This is a genomic window from Ruegeria lacuscaerulensis, assembly GCF_013031245.1.
GTDB classification, from domain to species: Bacteria; Pseudomonadota; Alphaproteobacteria; order Rhodobacterales; family Rhodobacteraceae; genus Ruegeria; species Ruegeria lacuscaerulensis_C.
In genome coordinates this window covers 1-15,493 of the sequence record NZ_WPZL01000008.1, presented here as the reverse complement: position 1 = coordinate 15,493, position 15,493 = coordinate 1, and the positions used below count along the sequence as shown (strand labels likewise).

Below are 15,493 nucleotides of genomic sequence, written 5' to 3'. Positions count from 1 at the left end.
AAGTTATTTGTTTTCTATATCATTGACCGACCGTACGGTTGATAATAAAACTTATCAAGAGTTAAACGCCGCCTCGCGGACAAATTCAATGGTAGAGGAGAGCCCCCATGACGATCCAACAGATTTCCAGCTTCGCGGCGGGTGACTGGGTTGCGCCCGGAGAGGGCTCCCGGGAAATTGCCAGTGCCGTGACTGGTGAGGTGATTGCGGCCGCAGGAAACAACGCGTTGGATGTACAGGGGATGCTGGACCATGCGCGCAACGTTGGTGGACCAGCCCTGCGCAAGATGACTTTCCATGAGCGCGCAAAGATGCTCAAGACGCTGTCCCTACATTTGGGAAAACACAAACAGGCGTTGTATGACCTGTCCTTCAATACCGGAGCTACCCAGTCGGACCACATGATCGATATCGATGGTGGTATCGGTACGATGTTCGTTTTTGCCTCGAAAGGACGGCGCGAAATGCCCGATGGGCATGTCTATTTGGATGGCGAAGTTGAGCAATTGTCGCGCAATGGGACGTTTCTGGGTCAGCATATTTGCACACCGTTACAAGGCGTTGCGATCCACATAAACGCATTCAACTTCCCGGTCTGGGGCATGCTGGAAAAACTTGCTCCGACCCTGCTGGCAGGGGTTCCCGCTATCGTTAAACCGGCAACGAATTCTTGCTACGTGACGGAACTGTGTGTGCGGATCATGCTGGAGTCCGGCATTCTTCCGGCCGGCGCCTTGCAACTGGTTTCAGGTGGTTTGGGCGACATGCTGGATCGCCTGACGATGCAGGATGTGGTCAGCTTTACCGGGTCCGCCGACACAGCGCTTAGGCTGCGGTCCAATCCGGCGATCCTTGAAAATTCGGTGCGGTTCGTCGCCGAACAGGACAGTTTGAATGCTTCAATCCTTGGCCCGGATGCCGAACCCGGAACGCCCGAGTTTGATCTGTTCATCAAGGAAGTTCAGCGAGAGATGACCACCAAGGCGGGTCAGAAATGTACTGCTATTCGCCGAATTATTGCTCCAGAGCCACAGGTGCAGGCCGTTATCGAGGCGCTCTCGGCACGGTTGGCGAAAACCGTCATCGGAGACCCGAGACTGGAGACGACGCGCATGGGAGCGCTGGTCTCGAATGCCCAAAAGCGGGACGTTCTGGAAAAAGCCGCCATTATCGGACAGGAGGCAGAGCGGGTATTCGGCAATCCGTCTGATTTCACAGTGGATGGTGCTGATGCTGACAAAGGCGCCTTTTTACCGCCGATGCTGTTCCACTGTGCCAATCCCGATGCAGCCCAGCGTGTTCATGACACCGAAGCCTTTGGCCCCGTAAGCACAATCATGGGCTACAGCGACATAGACCACGCGATCAAGCTGGCGAACAAGGGGCAGGGCTCGCTGGTGGCTTCTGTTATAACCCATGACCCAAATGTCGCGCGGCAGGTCGTTCTGGGCGCGGGCGCATATCACGGGAGGCTTTACTTCAATGATCGCGCCTCGATGAAGGAATCGACAGGTCACGGTTCGCCACTGCCACATCTGGTCCATGGTGGCCCCGGCAGAGCTGGTGGCGGTGAGGAAATGGGCGGTGTGCGAGGGGTGAAGCATTACATGCAGCGGACCGCCATCCAGGGATCACCCGATATTCTTTCGGCGATTGGGAATAAATGGGTGCCCGGTGCGACCGAGATAGAAGGTCCTTCTCACCCATTTACCCGTCGTTACCACGACCTGAGCATCGGCGAGACGATCCACACGGGTTCGCGCACTGTAACTATGGAAGACATAGAACATTTTGCCCACTTCACCGGTGATACGTTCTATGCACACATGGATCAGGCGGCAGCAGAACGGAATCCGTTTTTTCCGGGCCGTGTGGCGCATGGCTATCTGCTGCTTTCGTTTGCGGCAGGTTTGTTTGTCGAGCCCAATGAAGGACCGGTTCTTGCCAACACAGGGCTGGACGGTCTGCGCTTCATGAAACCTGTAGAGGCAGGTGACGCCATCAAAGTGCGACTGACGGTCAAGAACAAAACAAAACGAAACGAAGACTATGGCGAGGTCCGGTGGCACGTCACCCTGACCAATCAGCACGACGAGCAGGTCGCCGAATACGAGCTTCTTACGATGGTGGCCTACTAGGGTTGGCCGATCGGATGGAAATTCCGGCCCTCCTGAATATACTTTTGCCATGAACGAAAAGACCCCTGATTGGTTTGATATCTGTGTGACCCGGCTGACTGCCTCTGGTACCCAAAGGGTGTGGTCAGTGCTGGTCACGATATTCGGAGATCTTGCGCAAAACGAAACGGATCAGATCAGTGGTGCCCTGATTACCTCACTGACCAGTCTTGCCGGTATCAAGGCCGAGGCGACTCGCGTCGCCTTGCACAGGCTCCGTAAGGAAGGTTGGATCGAAAGCACTCGGATCGGACGAAACAGCGTTCACCGATTGACGGATTTTGGCCGCAGCCAAAGCGCCGCAGCGGTGCCTCGCATTTATGCCCGGGAAACGGTCAGGCCCGACATTTGGCATGTTCTGGTTGGCAGCGGTTCAGACTTGGCCCGGCAGGAGCTGTCCGACTTGATGCTGACGGGAGATTACATTTCCCTGAACAACTCAACTGCTATGGCACCCGGGCCCGCACCAGATGGGATTGAAGAGCTTTTGGTTGTGCAAAGCAAAGAAATCTCTGTTCCAAATTGGCTTAAAGACCTGTGCGGTCCCAAGGCGTTGAAGGATTCCTACGATCAGCTTTGGGAAACGGCACAGGCCGTGAAGAGCCACCTGCCGCCAAACGTGGTAAGCGATCCAATGAAAGTGGCCGTGCTGCGCGTTCTATTGGTCCATAGCTGGCGCCGGGTGGTTTTGCGCCATCCAGACCTCCCCGAGACGTTTCTGCCGGATGACTGGATGGGACCTGCCTGCCGCGAAGTGGTTTCTCAATTGTTGGCAGCCTTGCCTCGACCCTCTTTGGATGCTCTGGAAAAAGCTTTGGAATCCTGAACTTGTGTGTGGCGACCACTGGGCAATCCCATTCCGTACGACCGCCACGTTGGCCTATTCAGACGTGATTTGATCCAGGCCAGAACGAAATTCCTTTGCTTGCGCCAGAGTATTTGTCTTTCAAATCGTTACAAAAATTGGCTGATACAATGGAAAGCGTAACATTAATCTTGCCCCGAATCACTGGTGACTGTATTAACCGACCAATCGGTTGGTGTTTCGAGCTGGTACAAACGGGAGATTCCACAGATGGACGCATTCATTTGCGATGCGACACGCACGCCAATTGGCCGGTATGGCGGGGCGCTGTCCTCAGTGCGGACGGATGATCTGGCGGCTGCGCCGATTGCTGCGTTGATGCAAAGGAATCCCCAGGTCGATTGGACCAGTGTTGACGACGTGATTTATGGTGACGCCAACCAGGCCGGCGAAAGTAACCGCAACGTCGCCCGCATGGCTGCTTTGCTGGCTGGGTTGCCGATCGACGTGCCAGGGACCACAATAAACCGGCTGTGTGCTTCGGGAATGGATGCGGTTGGCATGGCCGCACGGGGGATCAAGGCCGGCGACTATGATATGGCAATTGCCGGCGGTGTGGAAAGCATGAGTCGCGCGCCTTTCGTGATGCCGAAGGCCACCAACGCGTTTACCCGCTCGAATGCGGTTTACGACACCACCATTGGCTGGCGTTTTATCAATCCGAAGATGAAAGAGATGTACGGCGTGGATTCCATGCCGCAAACTGCTGATAACGTGGCCGCGGACTACAATATCAGCCGCGAAGATCAGGACGCTTTCGCGGCCCGTAGTCAGGCGCGTTGGGAGGCCGCTCAAACGGCTGGTGTTTTCGCAGAGGAGATTACGCCAATCTCCATACCGCAGCGCAAAGGCGAACCGATCATTGTTGACACCGATGAGCACCCGCGCCCCGGAGTAACCGTTGAAAAACTGGCAAAGCTGAAAGGTGTGAACGGGCTTGACCTGACTGTCACTGCAGGAAATGCCTCGGGCGTGAATGATGGTGCGGCGGCGATCCTGATGGCCAATGAGGCGATGGCGGAAAAGAATGGCCTGAAACCGATGGTTCGGGTGGTGGGCATGTCGGCCGCGGGTGTCGCGCCGCGCGTCATGGGTATTGGCCCGGTACCGGCCAGCCATAAGGTTCTAGAACGTGCAGGACTGACCATTGAGCAGATGGATGTGATAGAATTGAACGAAGCTTTTGCCAGCCAGGGTCTTGCCACGCTGCGCGAGCTTAACGTTGCCGACGACGCGCCGCATGTGAATCCCAACGGAGGCGCCATCGCGATGGGACATCCGCTTGGGATGTCGGGTGCGCGGCTTGTTTTGACGGCAGCCTATCAGTTGCAACGCACCGGCGGGCGGTATGCCCTATGCACCATGTGCGTTGGTGTCGGGCAGGGTGCAGCCATGATCCTGGAACGTGTCTGAAGGAGGAACCCCAGATGTATGCACAGCTGGTGAAAACAGCCGGAACGGGCGTCAAATCCAAAGAAGAGATGACGGAGGAGGAGCGCGCCTTTCAGGACAAGATCGACCGCGACATCAAGATCGAACCGCGTGATTGGATGCCTGATGATTATCGCGCAACCCTGATCCGCCAGATTGGTCAGCACGCGCATTCGGAAATTGTCGGTCAATTGCCTGAAGGCAACTGGATCACCCGCGCGCCCACACTGGAACGCAAAGCAATCCTGCTTGCCAAGGTGCAGGACGAAGCAGGTCATGGCCTCTATCTGTATTGCGCTGCTGAAACGTTAGGTGTGAGCCGTGATGAGATTACCGAGATGTTGCTGGACGGCCGCATGAAATACTCGTCGATCTTCAACTACCCGACATTGAACTGGGCCGATATCGGGGCCGTCGGCTGGTTGGTGGACGGTGCAGCGATCATGAACCAAGTGCCGCTGCAACGCACGTCATACGGCCCGTATTCCCGCGCCATGATCCGCATCTGCAAAGAGGAAAGCTTTCACCAGCGTCAGGGTTATGACGCCATTCGCAAAATGGCGGAAGGTACTCCGGAACAGAAGAAGATGGCGCAGGACGCATTGAACCGTTTGTGGTTTCCGTCGCTGATGATGTTCGGCCCGTCGGACAAGGACTCGGTCCATTCCGCCCAGTCGATGGCGTGGAAGATCAAAATCAACACCAATGACGAACTGCGGCAAAAATTCGTTGATCAGACAGTGCCGCAAATCGAATTTCTTGGCCTCGACCTGCCGGATCCCGGTATCAAGTGGAACGAGGAGCGTGGTCACTACGACTACACGGATCCGGACTGGACAGAGTTCTTTAACGTCATCAAGGGCAACGGCCCCTGTAACGTGGATCGTCTCTCAGATCGCAAAAACGCATGGGACGACGGCGCATGGGTTCGCGAGGGTCTGATGGAACACGCCCGCAAGAAAGCCGCCCGCGAGCACGCGGCAGAGTAATCAGGAGATTCCACTATGAAAAACGAATGGCCTCTTTGGGAAATCTTCATTCGCGGTCAGCATGGTCTGAGCCACCGTCATGTGGGTTCGCTACACGCCCCTGACGCGGAAATGGCCGTCAAGAACGCGCGTGACGTCTATACGCGCCGCAACGAAGGCGTGTCGATCTGGGTGGTTGAAGCCAAACATATCACGGCAACGGCGCCCGGCGACAAAGGCCCTTTGTTCGAGCCGTCGGAAAGCAAGGTCTATCGCCACCCGACCTTCTACGACATTCCCGATGAAGTGGGGAACATGTAATGGTTGAGGTCGACAAACAGGCCCTGCTGCAATTTCTGCTGCGCATGGGTGACAACACGTTGGTCCTTGGACACCGCGTATCGGAATGGTGCGGGCACTCCCCGGTTCTTGAGGAGGATATCGCGCTTGCCAACACTGCATTGGACCTGATCGGTCAGACCCAGTTGTGGCTGGGTTACGCCGCGGAAGTGCAGGGAGAGGGCAAAACCGCCGATGATCTGGCCTTCCTTCGCGATGCATGGGATTTCCGCAACCTGTTGCTGGTGGAATTGCCCAACGGTGATTTCGGCCGAACTCTGATGCGTCAGTTCCTGTTCGACGCGTGGCATGCGATTATTTTGGGCCGGTTGATGAAATCCTCGGACACAACCGTGGCCGAGATCGCCGAGAAGGCCAGCAAAGAGGTCGCGTATCACCTCGAACGCTCGGCCGACACCGTGGTTGGCCTGGGCGATGGGACTCAGGAAAGTCACGATCGCATGCAGGCCGCGTTGGACTACCTCTGGCCCTATGTTGGCGAGATGTTTGACAGCGACGAGGCCGACGAGCAGATGGTTGCCGCTGGTATTTCGGTAAATCCGGCTACGCTGCGCGAGGAATATGGCGCTCTGGTCGGCCGGGTTCTGTCCGAGGCGACACTGACCATCCCCGAGAGCCGTTTCGCGCATAAAGGGGGCCGGACCGGCTATATGCACACTGAGCATCTAGGCCATCTGCTGTGTACCATGCAGTGGTTGCCCCGCGCCTATCCAGGCTGCCAATGGTGATGATCATGGCGCAACCCGCAATTGATCAGGTCTGGGAGTGGCTGGACGCCATACCCGACCCGGAAATTCCCGTGATATCGCTTGTGGATCTTGGGATTGTCCGTGGCGTTGATTGGGAAGGCGACCTGTTGGTTGTCACTGTCACGCCGACCTATTCGGGCTGCCCCGCGACCAGCATCATTAACTTCGATATCGAGACCGCGTTGCGAAAGCATGGCATCGAAAATCTGGAGCTGCGCCGCCAGCTTTCTCCTGCGTGGACCACGGACTGGTTGTCGGACAAGGGCCGTGCGCAATTAGAGAAGTTTGGCATTGCTCCGCCTCAACCAGGTGGCGGGCCGGAACGATGCCCGCAATGCAGCAGCACCCATCTGGAAAGGCTCAGCCAATTCGGCTCGACCCCATGCAAGGCCCAATGGCGGTGCAAGGACTGTCTTGAGCCTTTTGATTACTTCAAGTGCATCTGAGGGAGGGACCCATGGCGCGCTTTCACGATTTGGAAATTACTGAAATCAGCAGGACAATACGCGACGCGGTGGTCGTGACCCTCAAGCCCACCAACGGCACAGACGAAGCGTTCGACTTCACGCAGGGTCAATATCTGACTTTCCGTCAGTCTTTTGACGGCGAAGAATTGCGCCGGTCCTATTCCATCTGCTCGGGCAAGGACGATGGCATCCTGCAAGTTGGCATCAAGCGTGTCGATGGCGGTGCGTTTTCGACCTGGGCGAACGAAGATCTGAAAGTTGGCGATACGATCCAGGCCATGCCCCCAATGGGCGGTTTCTTTACCGAATTGAATGCGGAAAACGAAAAGCAGTATCTTGGTTTTGCAGGCGGATCTGGCATCACGCCGGTCCTGTCCATCCTGAAAACCACGCTCAGCCAGGAACCAAATTCCACCTTTACATTGGTTTATGCAAACAAGGGCGTAAACACGATCATGTTTCGTGAAGAGCTGGAAGATCTGAAAAACACCTTCATGAGCCGTTTCAACGTGATCCATGTTCTGGAAAGTGACGCTCAGGAGATTGACCTTTTTACGGGTCTCGTAACAGAAGAAAAATGCGCCGATCTGTTCAGAACAGGTTGGATAGATATCGAGAACATCGACGCGGCCTTCATCTGTGGCCCGGAGCCGATGATGCTGGGTATCGCCAGCGCGCTACGCGCTCATGGTCTGGAGGACAGCCAGATAAAGTTTGAGTTGTTTGCAAGTGCGCAACCGGGTCGGCTGAAACGCAAGATCGTAAACAAAGAAGCGTCCCGAAGCGCCAATCTGACCAAAGCTGCAATCACTTTGGACGGTGCGACACAGACCATTGAAATGCCCAAGGATACCACCATCCTTGATGCAGCGCTCGAAAACGCAATGGATGCGCCCTTCGCCTGCAAGGCGGGCGTTTGCTCGACCTGCCGCTGCATGGTTTTGGAGGGCGAGGTCGAGATGGAATCCAATCATGCGCTGGAAGACTACGAAGTCGAAAAAGGATATGTCTTGTCTTGCCAGTCCTATCCACGGACCGACAATGTCGTTGTCGACTTCGATCAGTAGGGGACGGATCATGCCTGAAGAAATGAGCATCGAAAAGTATCTGGAGCAGGGTGGCGTATTGTCCAACCCGTCGAACGTTCCCCCGCGCTATCGCGCCGAATTGATGAAGTTGATGACGACTTTCGTGGACAGCGAGCTTGCGGGGGCAGCGGGTTTTGCGGATGTCATCAACGAAGGTCCCGGCATCAAAGAGCGTATCGCCGCCGCAAAGATCGTATTGGAGAAAACCGATAACGCCAGTCGCGTTCTGGATATCATGGGCGAATTTGGTGTCGACACGCAGCGCTACGCCAATCATCACCCCTGGACCGCGCGACTTAACCGCGACGCCGACATTGGCGCAACACGCTCTGAGCACGATATGCGCCTTGCCGTCTTCAACTATCCCATTCTTGGCTGGGCAGACGCGGTCGTTATGAATTTGCTGATGGGTCGCGCAGTTGCAGTTCAATTGGCCGAGTTTAGCCTGGTTTCCTACCAACCTCTGGCGGATGCTTTCCGCGCGATTGCGCCGATCGAAGCCCGCCACGCCGAGTTGGCTGAAGAAGGTTTGGGTAAACTGGCTGAGCAGCAGAACAAGTCATCTCTGCAGGATTTGGTTGATTACTGGTGGCCACGTGTTGCTGTATCTTTCGGCAGCGACAATCCGGACAGGCTAACAACGCTGAAAGCACTAGGATTGCGGCGCAATGGTAATGATGTACTGCAAACGCGCTGGGGCCACGAAGCAGGGCAAGTCCTGAAGAAATTTGGATTTTCTGTGCCTTCTACCCGGTTTTGACGCGGAAAACCGGCTTTTCTGCCTGAGCTCTCTGTCGGTTGACTTGAACATTGAATTCAGAATTCTCATGCCGCGTGCCGGGTTTCAAACTGCTGCCCCGAATGCGCGGGAATTTCTAGGAAGCGCCGTGTTCTTTGAGCAGAACACTGAGAAACAGTTTGGCCACACGTGTTGGAGCGGGTTGCTTTCTGGTCACTGCCGCAAATCTGGTTCGATACTGTGTTTCTTCGGGCTTCACTTTCTTCATGAGGCCGCCGTCAACAAACTCCTGCGCAAGGTGATCGGGCAAAAATCCAAGGTAACGACCCGAAAGAATCAAAATGGCGAGGGCCTGTTCATTTTGAACTTTGGCCGCGCGTCGAAAGCCCAGTTGCTGGCCAACGATCAGATTGGGAGAATTCACACTGAGGCCCGCATAGTTGAACTTGCGCAAGTCCGTCGAATTCATCTCGGTGTTTGAAAGACCGAACAGGGGATGTTCCTGCCCGCAATACAGGAACATGTTTTCTCCATAAATTGGCGCGTAGTGAAGGCTGGCGGACGGCCTGTGCAATGCGATGATGCCGATATCCAGATGCCCGCTGATGACCATTGTTTCGATCACGTTAGGTGGCTCAAGGGACAGTTCGATTTGGACCGCGGGCGCGGCTTCATTGAACTTGTGAATGGCGGAGGCCAACCGGGCTTCGGGATTCGAGGTACATTGATCGAACAAAGCCACCCGTATGGTTCCCGCCATCCGTTCCTTGATTTCATTCACTTCTGTTCGAAACTGTGAAACGGAAATCAACAGATCTTCGGCTGCGCGTAGTACTTTTTCACCATCTTCGGTTAATGAAAACCCGGATGGCCCGCGATTGCACAGTTTCAACTCCAACCTCAATTCCAGATCGGAAAGGTGCTTGGAGATCGTTGATTTCCCGATATTCAGCTCAATTTCGGCTGCCGAGAGCCCACCACTTTCGACAACTGTTTTGAAAATCCGCAACAGGCGAATGTCAGTGTCGCCGATCCGGGTGGCAAGAATTTCGCGCTGCATTTTGGCGTTCGACATTTATGAAACCTTTCGCGCAAAGATTAACAACGAAGAAACATTTTTCGCAAGCTAGGTTCTCCCGATCGAGGCAGAATCGGATTGGCCAAACTTCTCCCCTGGCCAGCGCGCACCTCGAAAACCTGACAAATGGGAGGAAATCCATGTCATTTTTCAAGAAGCTTGGCACCTTCAGCGCTGCTGTATCCGTGGCAGCACTGATGGTCGCAGGCGCAGCTGACGCGAAGAATTTCAAAATTGCAGTTGGCGATAGTGCCGGCAGCCCGCAGGAAGCGACCGGCAAATTCTTTGTCGAAGCGCTGGAGGCGAAGTCGGGCGGCGAGCACACCGGCACCCTGTTTCTGAACGGTCAGCTGGGATCCGAGCAGGATACCGTGAACGAAGCGGCCATCGGCACGCTGGACATGTCGCTACTGGCGATCAACAACGTCACACCTTTCTCGCCGTCGGTGGGTGTTTTCACCCTGCCTTACGTCATCCTCAGCCTGGAAGACGCCGAAACTCTGACCCAAGGTCCGATCGGTCAGGAGTTGACGGAAAACACCATCCGTGACGCAGGTGTTCGCATCATCGCGTGGACCTATACCGGCTTCCGCCGTCTGACCAACTCCAAGAAACCGGTGACTTCGGTTGCCGATCTGCAAGATCTGGTCATCCGCGTTCCCAAGAACGAGATCATGATCGAAACCTATAAGTCCTGGGGCATCAACCCGACCCCGATGGCCTGGTCGGAAACCTTCACCGGTCTGCAAACCAAAGTTGTTGACGGTCAGGACAACCCGTACATGACCATCAACGCGATGAAGTTCTACGAGGTTCAGGATCACGTCACGAACCTGCGTTACATCTTCTCGATCGAACCGCTGATCATTTCCGAGGCCGTGTTCCAGAGCCTGAGTGAAGAAGAGCAGCAGATGATCCTGGAAGCGGGTCAGGAAGCGACCCAGAAATCAGCCCAGTTCCTGCGCGACTCCGAAGCAGCGATCAAGGAAGAACTGGTCGCCAAGGGCATGGAAATCGTCGATCCCGAGAACGACGAGGCCGAATTCATCGAACTGGCGACAGGTGCAGTATGGCCGCAGTTTTACGAGTCCATCGGTGGCGTTGAAAAGATGAACGCAGTTCTCGAAGCCATCGGCCGCGACCCGGTCCAGCAGTAATCGCCGCAGAGCGATACAGGGAAGAGCGCCACGGCGCTCTTCTCATCTCAGGGAGGAGTGAAACCACATGTTCTGGAAGTTTCTGGACAATATAGAAAGTGTCATATGCCGGATATTGCTTTCCGGTTTCGTCTGCCTTTTATTCGTGCAGATCATCGCGCGCGAAGTCTTTGGCTTTTCGTTCAGCTGGATCGAGGAGCTCTCGGTCTACATGTTCGTCTGGTTCGTCTATTTTGGCGCCAGTTACGCTGCTCTGAAGGGCGCGCATAACCGCGTGACATTCCAATTCAAGTTCCTGCCTGACGGCGCGATCAAGTACATCGAAGCCTTTGCCGATCTCTTCTGGCTCTTCTTCAATGTCTACTTTCTCTACCTGGCGACAGATTTTGTTTTCAACAAGATGAACAAGTTCTGGAAGTCCCAGACCTTGGGTATCGAGATGAAGTACATCTACATGGTGCTGCCCATCGCCTTTGCGCTGATGACCTTCCGCATAATTCAGGTGAACTATCGCCGCCTGATCAAGGGTGAAGACATTTCTGACCCGGATCAGATCGACCTCGACGAAATCAAAGCCGCCACCGATGCGGCCAAGAACACCTAAGGGCAGGGGGATACATCATGGAATCCGAAATCGTCACAATCCTGTTTGGATCATTCCTGCTTTTGCTGCTGATCGGCGCGCCGATCACTGTGGCGCTGGGTGTCGCATCGCTGTTTTCGTTCCTGTACCTGGGCGAAAACCCAATAAAATTTGTGCAGATCGCCTTTACCTCGGTGGGTGCATTCCCGCTGATGGCGCTGCCCGCCTTTATCCTTGCTGGGGCTTTGATGGAGGCCGCCGGTATCTCAAAACGGCTGATTAACGTCGCTGAAAGCCTGGCTGGCCCATTCACCGGTGGTATCTCGGCGGCGACTGTCATGGCCTGTCTGTTCTTTGGTGCCATCTCGGGCTCGGGCCCGGCAACGACCGCGGCGGTGGGGATGCTGATGATCCCGGCAATGATCAACCGCGGATATGAGCGCGGCTATGCCTCGGCAATCACTGCGTCCTCTGGCGGCCTCGGGATTATTATTCCTCCCTCCATCCCGATGGTGATCTTTGGCATTGCCGCGCTCGGCATGGCACCTCCACCGGAAGCGGTCGAGAAATTCGGCATCTTTCAGTCCGTCTCGATCTCGAAACTGTTCATCGCAGGCTTTGTTCCGGCGTTTCTGATTGCCACCAGCCTTCTGATTCTGAACTTTTTCATGTCGAAAAAGCGCGGCTACAAGGGCTCGGCCGACGGTTGGTCCATCCGCAATGTGTTCTGCGAGATGTATCGTGGCTTCTGGTCCCTGATGGCTCCTCTCGTCATCCTGGGTGGTATCTACACCGGTTTTTTCACTCCGACCGAGGCCGCCATCGTCGCGATCTTCTACACGCTGGTCGTGGGTGTGGTGATCTACCGCGAACTGACGTGGCAGACCCTGTTCCAGTCGCTCGAGGCAACTACCTGGCTGACCGGCCGCGTGCTGCTGATCCTGTTTACCGCAACCGTATTCGGCCGTCTGCTGGTGGAAAACCAGATCCCGGCGATTATTGCGGATTCGATGCTCAGCTTTACCGACAACCTCTATGTGATCTGGGCGCTGATCATCTTCTTCCTGCTGTTTGTCGGCATGTTCATGGAGACGCTAGCCACGATCCTGATCCTTGTTCCGGTGATGCTGCCGGTGGCCTATTCGGTGGGCATTGACCCGATCCACTTTGGTGTTGTGATGGTCTGTACGCTGGGCATCGGCTTCCAGACGCCGCCGCTGGGTGAAAACCTGTTCATCGCTTCGGGTATTTCGAACATCTCGATCGAACAGATCTCGCTGCGGGCGCTGCCGTTCGCTGCCGCCAATACGGCCGCGATCTTCATAATTGCCTTCTTCCCTGAACTGTCGCTGTGGCTTCCACGGCTGCTGGGCTACTGACCGGAAAGGATGACGACATGAAACAACTGGTCACCAACATCCTGTTTGCCACCGACCTGTCGGCGAACTCGTCCCACGCCCTGCGTCATGCCGCCAGCATCGCGCAGGCGACCAAAGCGCAAATTCATGTCTTGCACGTGAATGAGCCGATCTCGGACGACGCCAAGATCACGATGGAAATGTTCATCCTGAACGAGGAAACCCGCAAAACGGCGCTGTCGCGTCGCCACGAGATGGTACGCAAGGTTCTGGCCGAGCGGCAGGCCAAGTTCTGGGCGCGTTTCGAAGGCGGTGACGCCAAAATCCGCGAGCAAGTGACTTCGGTCGAGGTCACCGATGGCCACCCTGCCGAAGTGATCCTGCGCCGTTCGGTGGAACTGGGCTGTGATCTGATCGTGCTGGGCGCACACGACCACGGCTTTTCCCACACATTCCTCGGCACCGTCGCCAAACGCGTTTTGCGGCGATCCAAGATCCCGACACTGATCGTTCCGAACCCGGACGAAGCGTAACACCTCTATTGAAAAGGAAAAACAAAATGAGCAAAACCCTGACCGCGCAGGACCTCGCCGATACGTTCGACGCGTTCAACCGTCACGACATTGACGGTGTGATGACCCATTTCGCCGATGACTGCGTATTTTACACGGTCGCTGGTGACGAGAAATATGGTAACAAGGTCGAAGGTGCAATAGCCATCGCTGCTGCCTTTTCGGGCGTATGGGCTGGCATGAAGGACGCGCATTGGGATCACCACAGCCACTTCGTACACGGTAACCGCGCCGTATCGGAATGGACATTTTCCGGCACCGATGCCAACGGCATGCGGATCGAGGCCGAAGGTGCCGATCTGTTCACAGTGCGTGACGGAAAAATTGTCGTGAAACAGGCGCTTCGCAAGACGCGCCCGATGTTCAAAGCCTGATCCGCCGCCCTGCGCGCAGCTTCGGAGACAAACTAGAATGGTGGATAACAGCATCCCGCGTCACTGGCCCAAGGCCAGCTATGATCCCAAGTATGATCCCATCATTGATGCCGGTCCGGGTCACAACCGTGATCACGCGCCAACTTACTGGATTGGCACCGCTGGCGAACCACCTGCGGATGATGGTCCCGTGTCCGGCGATATGGATGCGGAAGTCGTTGTTGTCGGATCGGGTTATACCGGTCTGTCGACCGCCATTCATCTTGCCAAGGAACACGGTATTCAAGCCGTTGTTCTGGAAGCGAACACCGTGGCCTGGGGCTGTTCGACCCGCAACGGCGGGCAGGCCCAAATCTCGTCCGGGCGGCTGAAGCGGTCACAGTGGATCGAACGGTGGGGCGTTGACGTCGCCAAAGGCATGCACTCCGAAGTGACCGAAGCATTTGAGCTGTTCAATGCCCTGATTGCGTCGGATGATATCGACTGCGATCCGCAGCCGGGGGGGCATTACTACATTGCCCATCGGGACAAGGTCATGCCGTCGCTCAAGAAAGAGAGCAAGCTGCTGAACGACGTGTTTGGCTATGGCTCGCGCATCATCAACCGCGATGAACTGCACGAAAGCCACGTGCGCGACATGGAGGCGGCAGGTGCCATGTGGGAGCCCGACGGTACCTGCATTCACGCCGGCAAACTGGCCTTTGGCTATGTCAACATGGCACGCCGGCTGGGTGTGAAAATCCATACCGGCAGCCCGGTGATGGGGTGGGAGACCAAAAACGGCGTGCACCACGTTCGGACTCCGGGTGGGACTGTGCGCGCCAAGTCTGTGGCGCTGGCAACAGCCGGGTATACACCGCCCGGGCTGAGCAACCGGACCAAGCATCGCCTGATGCCTATCCTGTCAAACTCGATGGTCACCCGGCCCTTGACCCAATCTGAATTGGACGAGTGCGGCATCCAGACCAAATCTCCGCTGACCGATACGCGCACGCTGCGGCACTATTACCGCCTGCTGCCAGACAACCGGATGCAGATCGGTAGCCGCAGTGCAGTGACCGGACGGGACGCCGAGAATGACAAGCATCTGGAAATGCTGAAAAAGGGACTGGCCCGGAAATTCCCGGCGCTGGAAGATATCAACCTTGATTACTCCTGGTGGGGTTGGGTAGATGTCAGCCATGACATGATGCCGCGTATCTTCCGGCCGGACCCGGATCAGAGCGTATTCTACGCCATGGGCTATGGCGGCAACGGCGTTATGTATTCGGCCCAGGCCGGGCGCCGCATGGCGCAATTGGTTGCGGGGCAGAAGGACAAGGCGTTTGATTTGCCGATCTTCACGTCGCCTCTGCCCAGCCACGGCATCCTGACTCCGTTCCGGCGACTGGGTCAGCGCGTAGCCTATGTTGGCTACTACCTCAAGGACGAAATACTGTAATTTACCAAGGCCTTAGTGGCCCATAAAAGGAAACACTCAGATGAGAATGACGACGGAAGAGGCTTTTGTTAAGGTTCTGCAGATGC

At 55.9% G+C, this 15,493-nt stretch carries 16 protein-coding genes; 15 read left to right on the top strand and 1 reads right to left on the bottom strand.

What is annotated here, in order from left to right:
* The first annotated feature begins 107 nt into the window (after positions 1-107).
* The 9 genes from paaZ (at position 108) to GOX66_RS12030 (ending at position 8,865) form a co-directional block, all read left to right on the top strand.
* Positions 108-2,138, top strand: a complete 2,031-nt coding sequence (gene paaZ, locus GOX66_RS12070) for a phenylacetic acid degradation bifunctional protein PaaZ (protein WP_170762953.1) — start codon at positions 108-110, stop codon at positions 2,136-2,138.
* A 49-nt stretch (positions 2,139-2,187) separates the two neighbouring features.
* On the top strand, positions 2,188-3,003 hold the full coding sequence (locus GOX66_RS12065) for a PaaX family transcriptional regulator C-terminal domain-containing protein (RefSeq protein ID WP_170762951.1): 816 nt from the start codon (positions 2,188-2,190) through the stop codon (positions 3,001-3,003).
* A 249-nt stretch (positions 3,004-3,252) separates the two neighbouring features.
* Complete coding sequence (gene pcaF, locus GOX66_RS12060) at positions 3,253-4,455, top strand: 3-oxoadipyl-CoA thiolase (RefSeq protein ID WP_170762949.1); 1,203 nt, start codon at positions 3,253-3,255, stop codon at positions 4,453-4,455.
* A 14-nt stretch (positions 4,456-4,469) separates the two neighbouring features.
* Positions 4,470-5,462: a 1,2-phenylacetyl-CoA epoxidase subunit PaaA gene (paaA, locus tag GOX66_RS12055; protein WP_170762947.1), complete on the top strand. Its 993-nt coding sequence runs from the start codon at positions 4,470-4,472 to the stop codon at positions 5,460-5,462.
* A gap of 15 nt (positions 5,463-5,477) precedes the next feature.
* Complete coding sequence (gene paaB / locus GOX66_RS12050) at positions 5,478-5,762, top strand: 1,2-phenylacetyl-CoA epoxidase subunit PaaB (protein WP_170762944.1); 285 nt, start codon at positions 5,478-5,480, stop codon at positions 5,760-5,762.
* Positions 5,762-6,529: a 1,2-phenylacetyl-CoA epoxidase subunit PaaC gene (paaC, locus tag GOX66_RS12045; protein ID WP_170762942.1), complete on the top strand. Its 768-nt coding sequence runs from the start codon at positions 5,762-5,764 to the stop codon at positions 6,527-6,529. Before paaB ends, paaC begins: the two co-directional genes overlap by 1 nt.
* Entirely contained in the window at positions 6,523-6,996 is a 474-nt protein-coding gene (paaD, locus tag GOX66_RS12040) for a 1,2-phenylacetyl-CoA epoxidase subunit PaaD (protein WP_170762940.1), read from the top strand. The genes paaC and paaD overlap by 7 nt, the downstream gene beginning before the upstream one ends.
* 11 nt (positions 6,997-7,007) lie before the next feature.
* Positions 7,008-8,084, top strand: coding sequence for a 2Fe-2S iron-sulfur cluster-binding protein (locus tag GOX66_RS12035; protein WP_170762938.1), 1,077 nt, complete (start codon positions 7,008-7,010; stop codon positions 8,082-8,084).
* A gap of 10 nt (positions 8,085-8,094) precedes the next feature.
* Positions 8,095-8,865 carry a Phenylacetic acid catabolic protein gene (locus tag GOX66_RS12030; RefSeq protein ID WP_170762936.1) on the top strand — a complete coding sequence of 257 codons (771 nt, stop codon included), beginning with the start codon at positions 8,095-8,097 and terminating at the stop codon, positions 8,863-8,865.
* A 115-nt stretch (positions 8,866-8,980) separates the two neighbouring features.
* Here GOX66_RS12030 and GOX66_RS12025 read toward each other — a convergent pair whose 3' ends face one another.
* Positions 8,981-9,919 carry a LysR family transcriptional regulator gene (locus GOX66_RS12025; protein ID WP_237212570.1) on the bottom strand — a complete coding sequence of 313 codons (939 nt, stop codon included), beginning with the start codon at positions 9,917-9,919 and terminating at the stop codon, positions 8,981-8,983.
* A 143-nt stretch (positions 9,920-10,062) separates the two neighbouring features.
* Between GOX66_RS12025 and GOX66_RS12020 the strand changes: the two genes are divergently transcribed.
* The 6 genes from GOX66_RS12020 (at position 10,063) to GOX66_RS11995 (ending at position 15,407) form a co-directional block, all read left to right on the top strand.
* The gene (locus tag GOX66_RS12020) at positions 10,063-11,079 is read left to right on the top strand and encodes a TRAP transporter substrate-binding protein (protein WP_170762934.1); all 1,017 of its coding nucleotides are present in this window, start codon (positions 10,063-10,065) and stop codon (positions 11,077-11,079) included.
* Positions 11,080-11,146: 67 nt separating this feature from the next.
* Positions 11,147-11,683, top strand: coding sequence for a TRAP transporter small permease (locus GOX66_RS12015; protein ID WP_170762932.1), 537 nt, complete (start codon positions 11,147-11,149; stop codon positions 11,681-11,683).
* 17 nt (positions 11,684-11,700) lie between these two features.
* Entirely contained in the window at positions 11,701-13,041 is a 1,341-nt protein-coding gene (locus tag GOX66_RS12010; RefSeq protein WP_170762931.1) for a TRAP transporter large permease, read from the top strand.
* 17 nt (positions 13,042-13,058) lie between these two features.
* On the top strand, positions 13,059-13,553 hold the full coding sequence (locus GOX66_RS12005; RefSeq protein ID WP_170762929.1) for a universal stress protein: 495 nt from the start codon (positions 13,059-13,061) through the stop codon (positions 13,551-13,553).
* A gap of 26 nt (positions 13,554-13,579) precedes the next feature.
* Entirely contained in the window at positions 13,580-13,966 is a 387-nt protein-coding gene (locus GOX66_RS12000; RefSeq protein ID WP_170762927.1) for a nuclear transport factor 2 family protein, read from the top strand.
* Positions 13,967-14,003: 37 nt separating this feature from the next.
* Positions 14,004-15,407, top strand: a complete 1,404-nt coding sequence (locus GOX66_RS11995) for an NAD(P)/FAD-dependent oxidoreductase (protein WP_170762925.1) — start codon at positions 14,004-14,006, stop codon at positions 15,405-15,407.
* The last annotated feature ends 86 nt before the right edge of the window (positions 15,408-15,493 follow it).

What these genes read in the sequence shown, in the direction of transcription:
- paaB (WP_170762944.1), top strand. Translation starts at nt 5,478, where the DNA reads ATGAAAAACGAATGGCCTCTTTGGGAAATCTTCATTCGCGGTCAGCAT.
- GOX66_RS12010 (WP_170762931.1), top strand. Translation starts at nt 11,701, where the DNA reads ATGGAATCCGAAATCGTCACAATCCTGTTTGGATCATTCCTGCTTTTG.
- GOX66_RS12035 (WP_170762938.1), top strand. Translation starts at nt 7,008, where the DNA reads ATGGCGCGCTTTCACGATTTGGAAATTACTGAAATCAGCAGGACAATA.
- paaC (WP_170762942.1), top strand. Translation starts at nt 5,762, where the DNA reads ATGGTTGAGGTCGACAAACAGGCCCTGCTGCAATTTCTGCTGCGCATG.
- GOX66_RS12025 (WP_237212570.1), bottom strand. Translation starts at nt 9,919, where the DNA reads ATGTCGAACGCCAAAATGCAGCGCGAAATTCTTGCCACCCGGATCGGC.
- GOX66_RS12020 (WP_170762934.1), top strand. Translation starts at nt 10,063, where the DNA reads ATGTCATTTTTCAAGAAGCTTGGCACCTTCAGCGCTGCTGTATCCGTG.
- GOX66_RS12005 (WP_170762929.1), top strand. Translation starts at nt 13,059, where the DNA reads ATGAAACAACTGGTCACCAACATCCTGTTTGCCACCGACCTGTCGGCG.
- paaA (WP_170762947.1), top strand. Translation starts at nt 4,470, where the DNA reads ATGTATGCACAGCTGGTGAAAACAGCCGGAACGGGCGTCAAATCCAAA.
- GOX66_RS12000 (WP_170762927.1), top strand. Translation starts at nt 13,580, where the DNA reads ATGAGCAAAACCCTGACCGCGCAGGACCTCGCCGATACGTTCGACGCG.
- pcaF (WP_170762949.1), top strand. Translation starts at nt 3,253, where the DNA reads ATGGACGCATTCATTTGCGATGCGACACGCACGCCAATTGGCCGGTAT.
- GOX66_RS12065 (WP_170762951.1), top strand. Translation starts at nt 2,188, where the DNA reads ATGAACGAAAAGACCCCTGATTGGTTTGATATCTGTGTGACCCGGCTG.
- paaZ (WP_170762953.1), top strand. Translation starts at nt 108, where the DNA reads ATGACGATCCAACAGATTTCCAGCTTCGCGGCGGGTGACTGGGTTGCG.
- GOX66_RS12015 (WP_170762932.1), top strand. Translation starts at nt 11,147, where the DNA reads ATGTTCTGGAAGTTTCTGGACAATATAGAAAGTGTCATATGCCGGATA.
- GOX66_RS11995 (WP_170762925.1), top strand. Translation starts at nt 14,004, where the DNA reads ATGGTGGATAACAGCATCCCGCGTCACTGGCCCAAGGCCAGCTATGAT.
- GOX66_RS12030 (WP_170762936.1), top strand. Translation starts at nt 8,095, where the DNA reads ATGCCTGAAGAAATGAGCATCGAAAAGTATCTGGAGCAGGGTGGCGTA.
- paaD (WP_170762940.1), top strand. Translation starts at nt 6,523, where the DNA reads ATGGTGATGATCATGGCGCAACCCGCAATTGATCAGGTCTGGGAGTGG.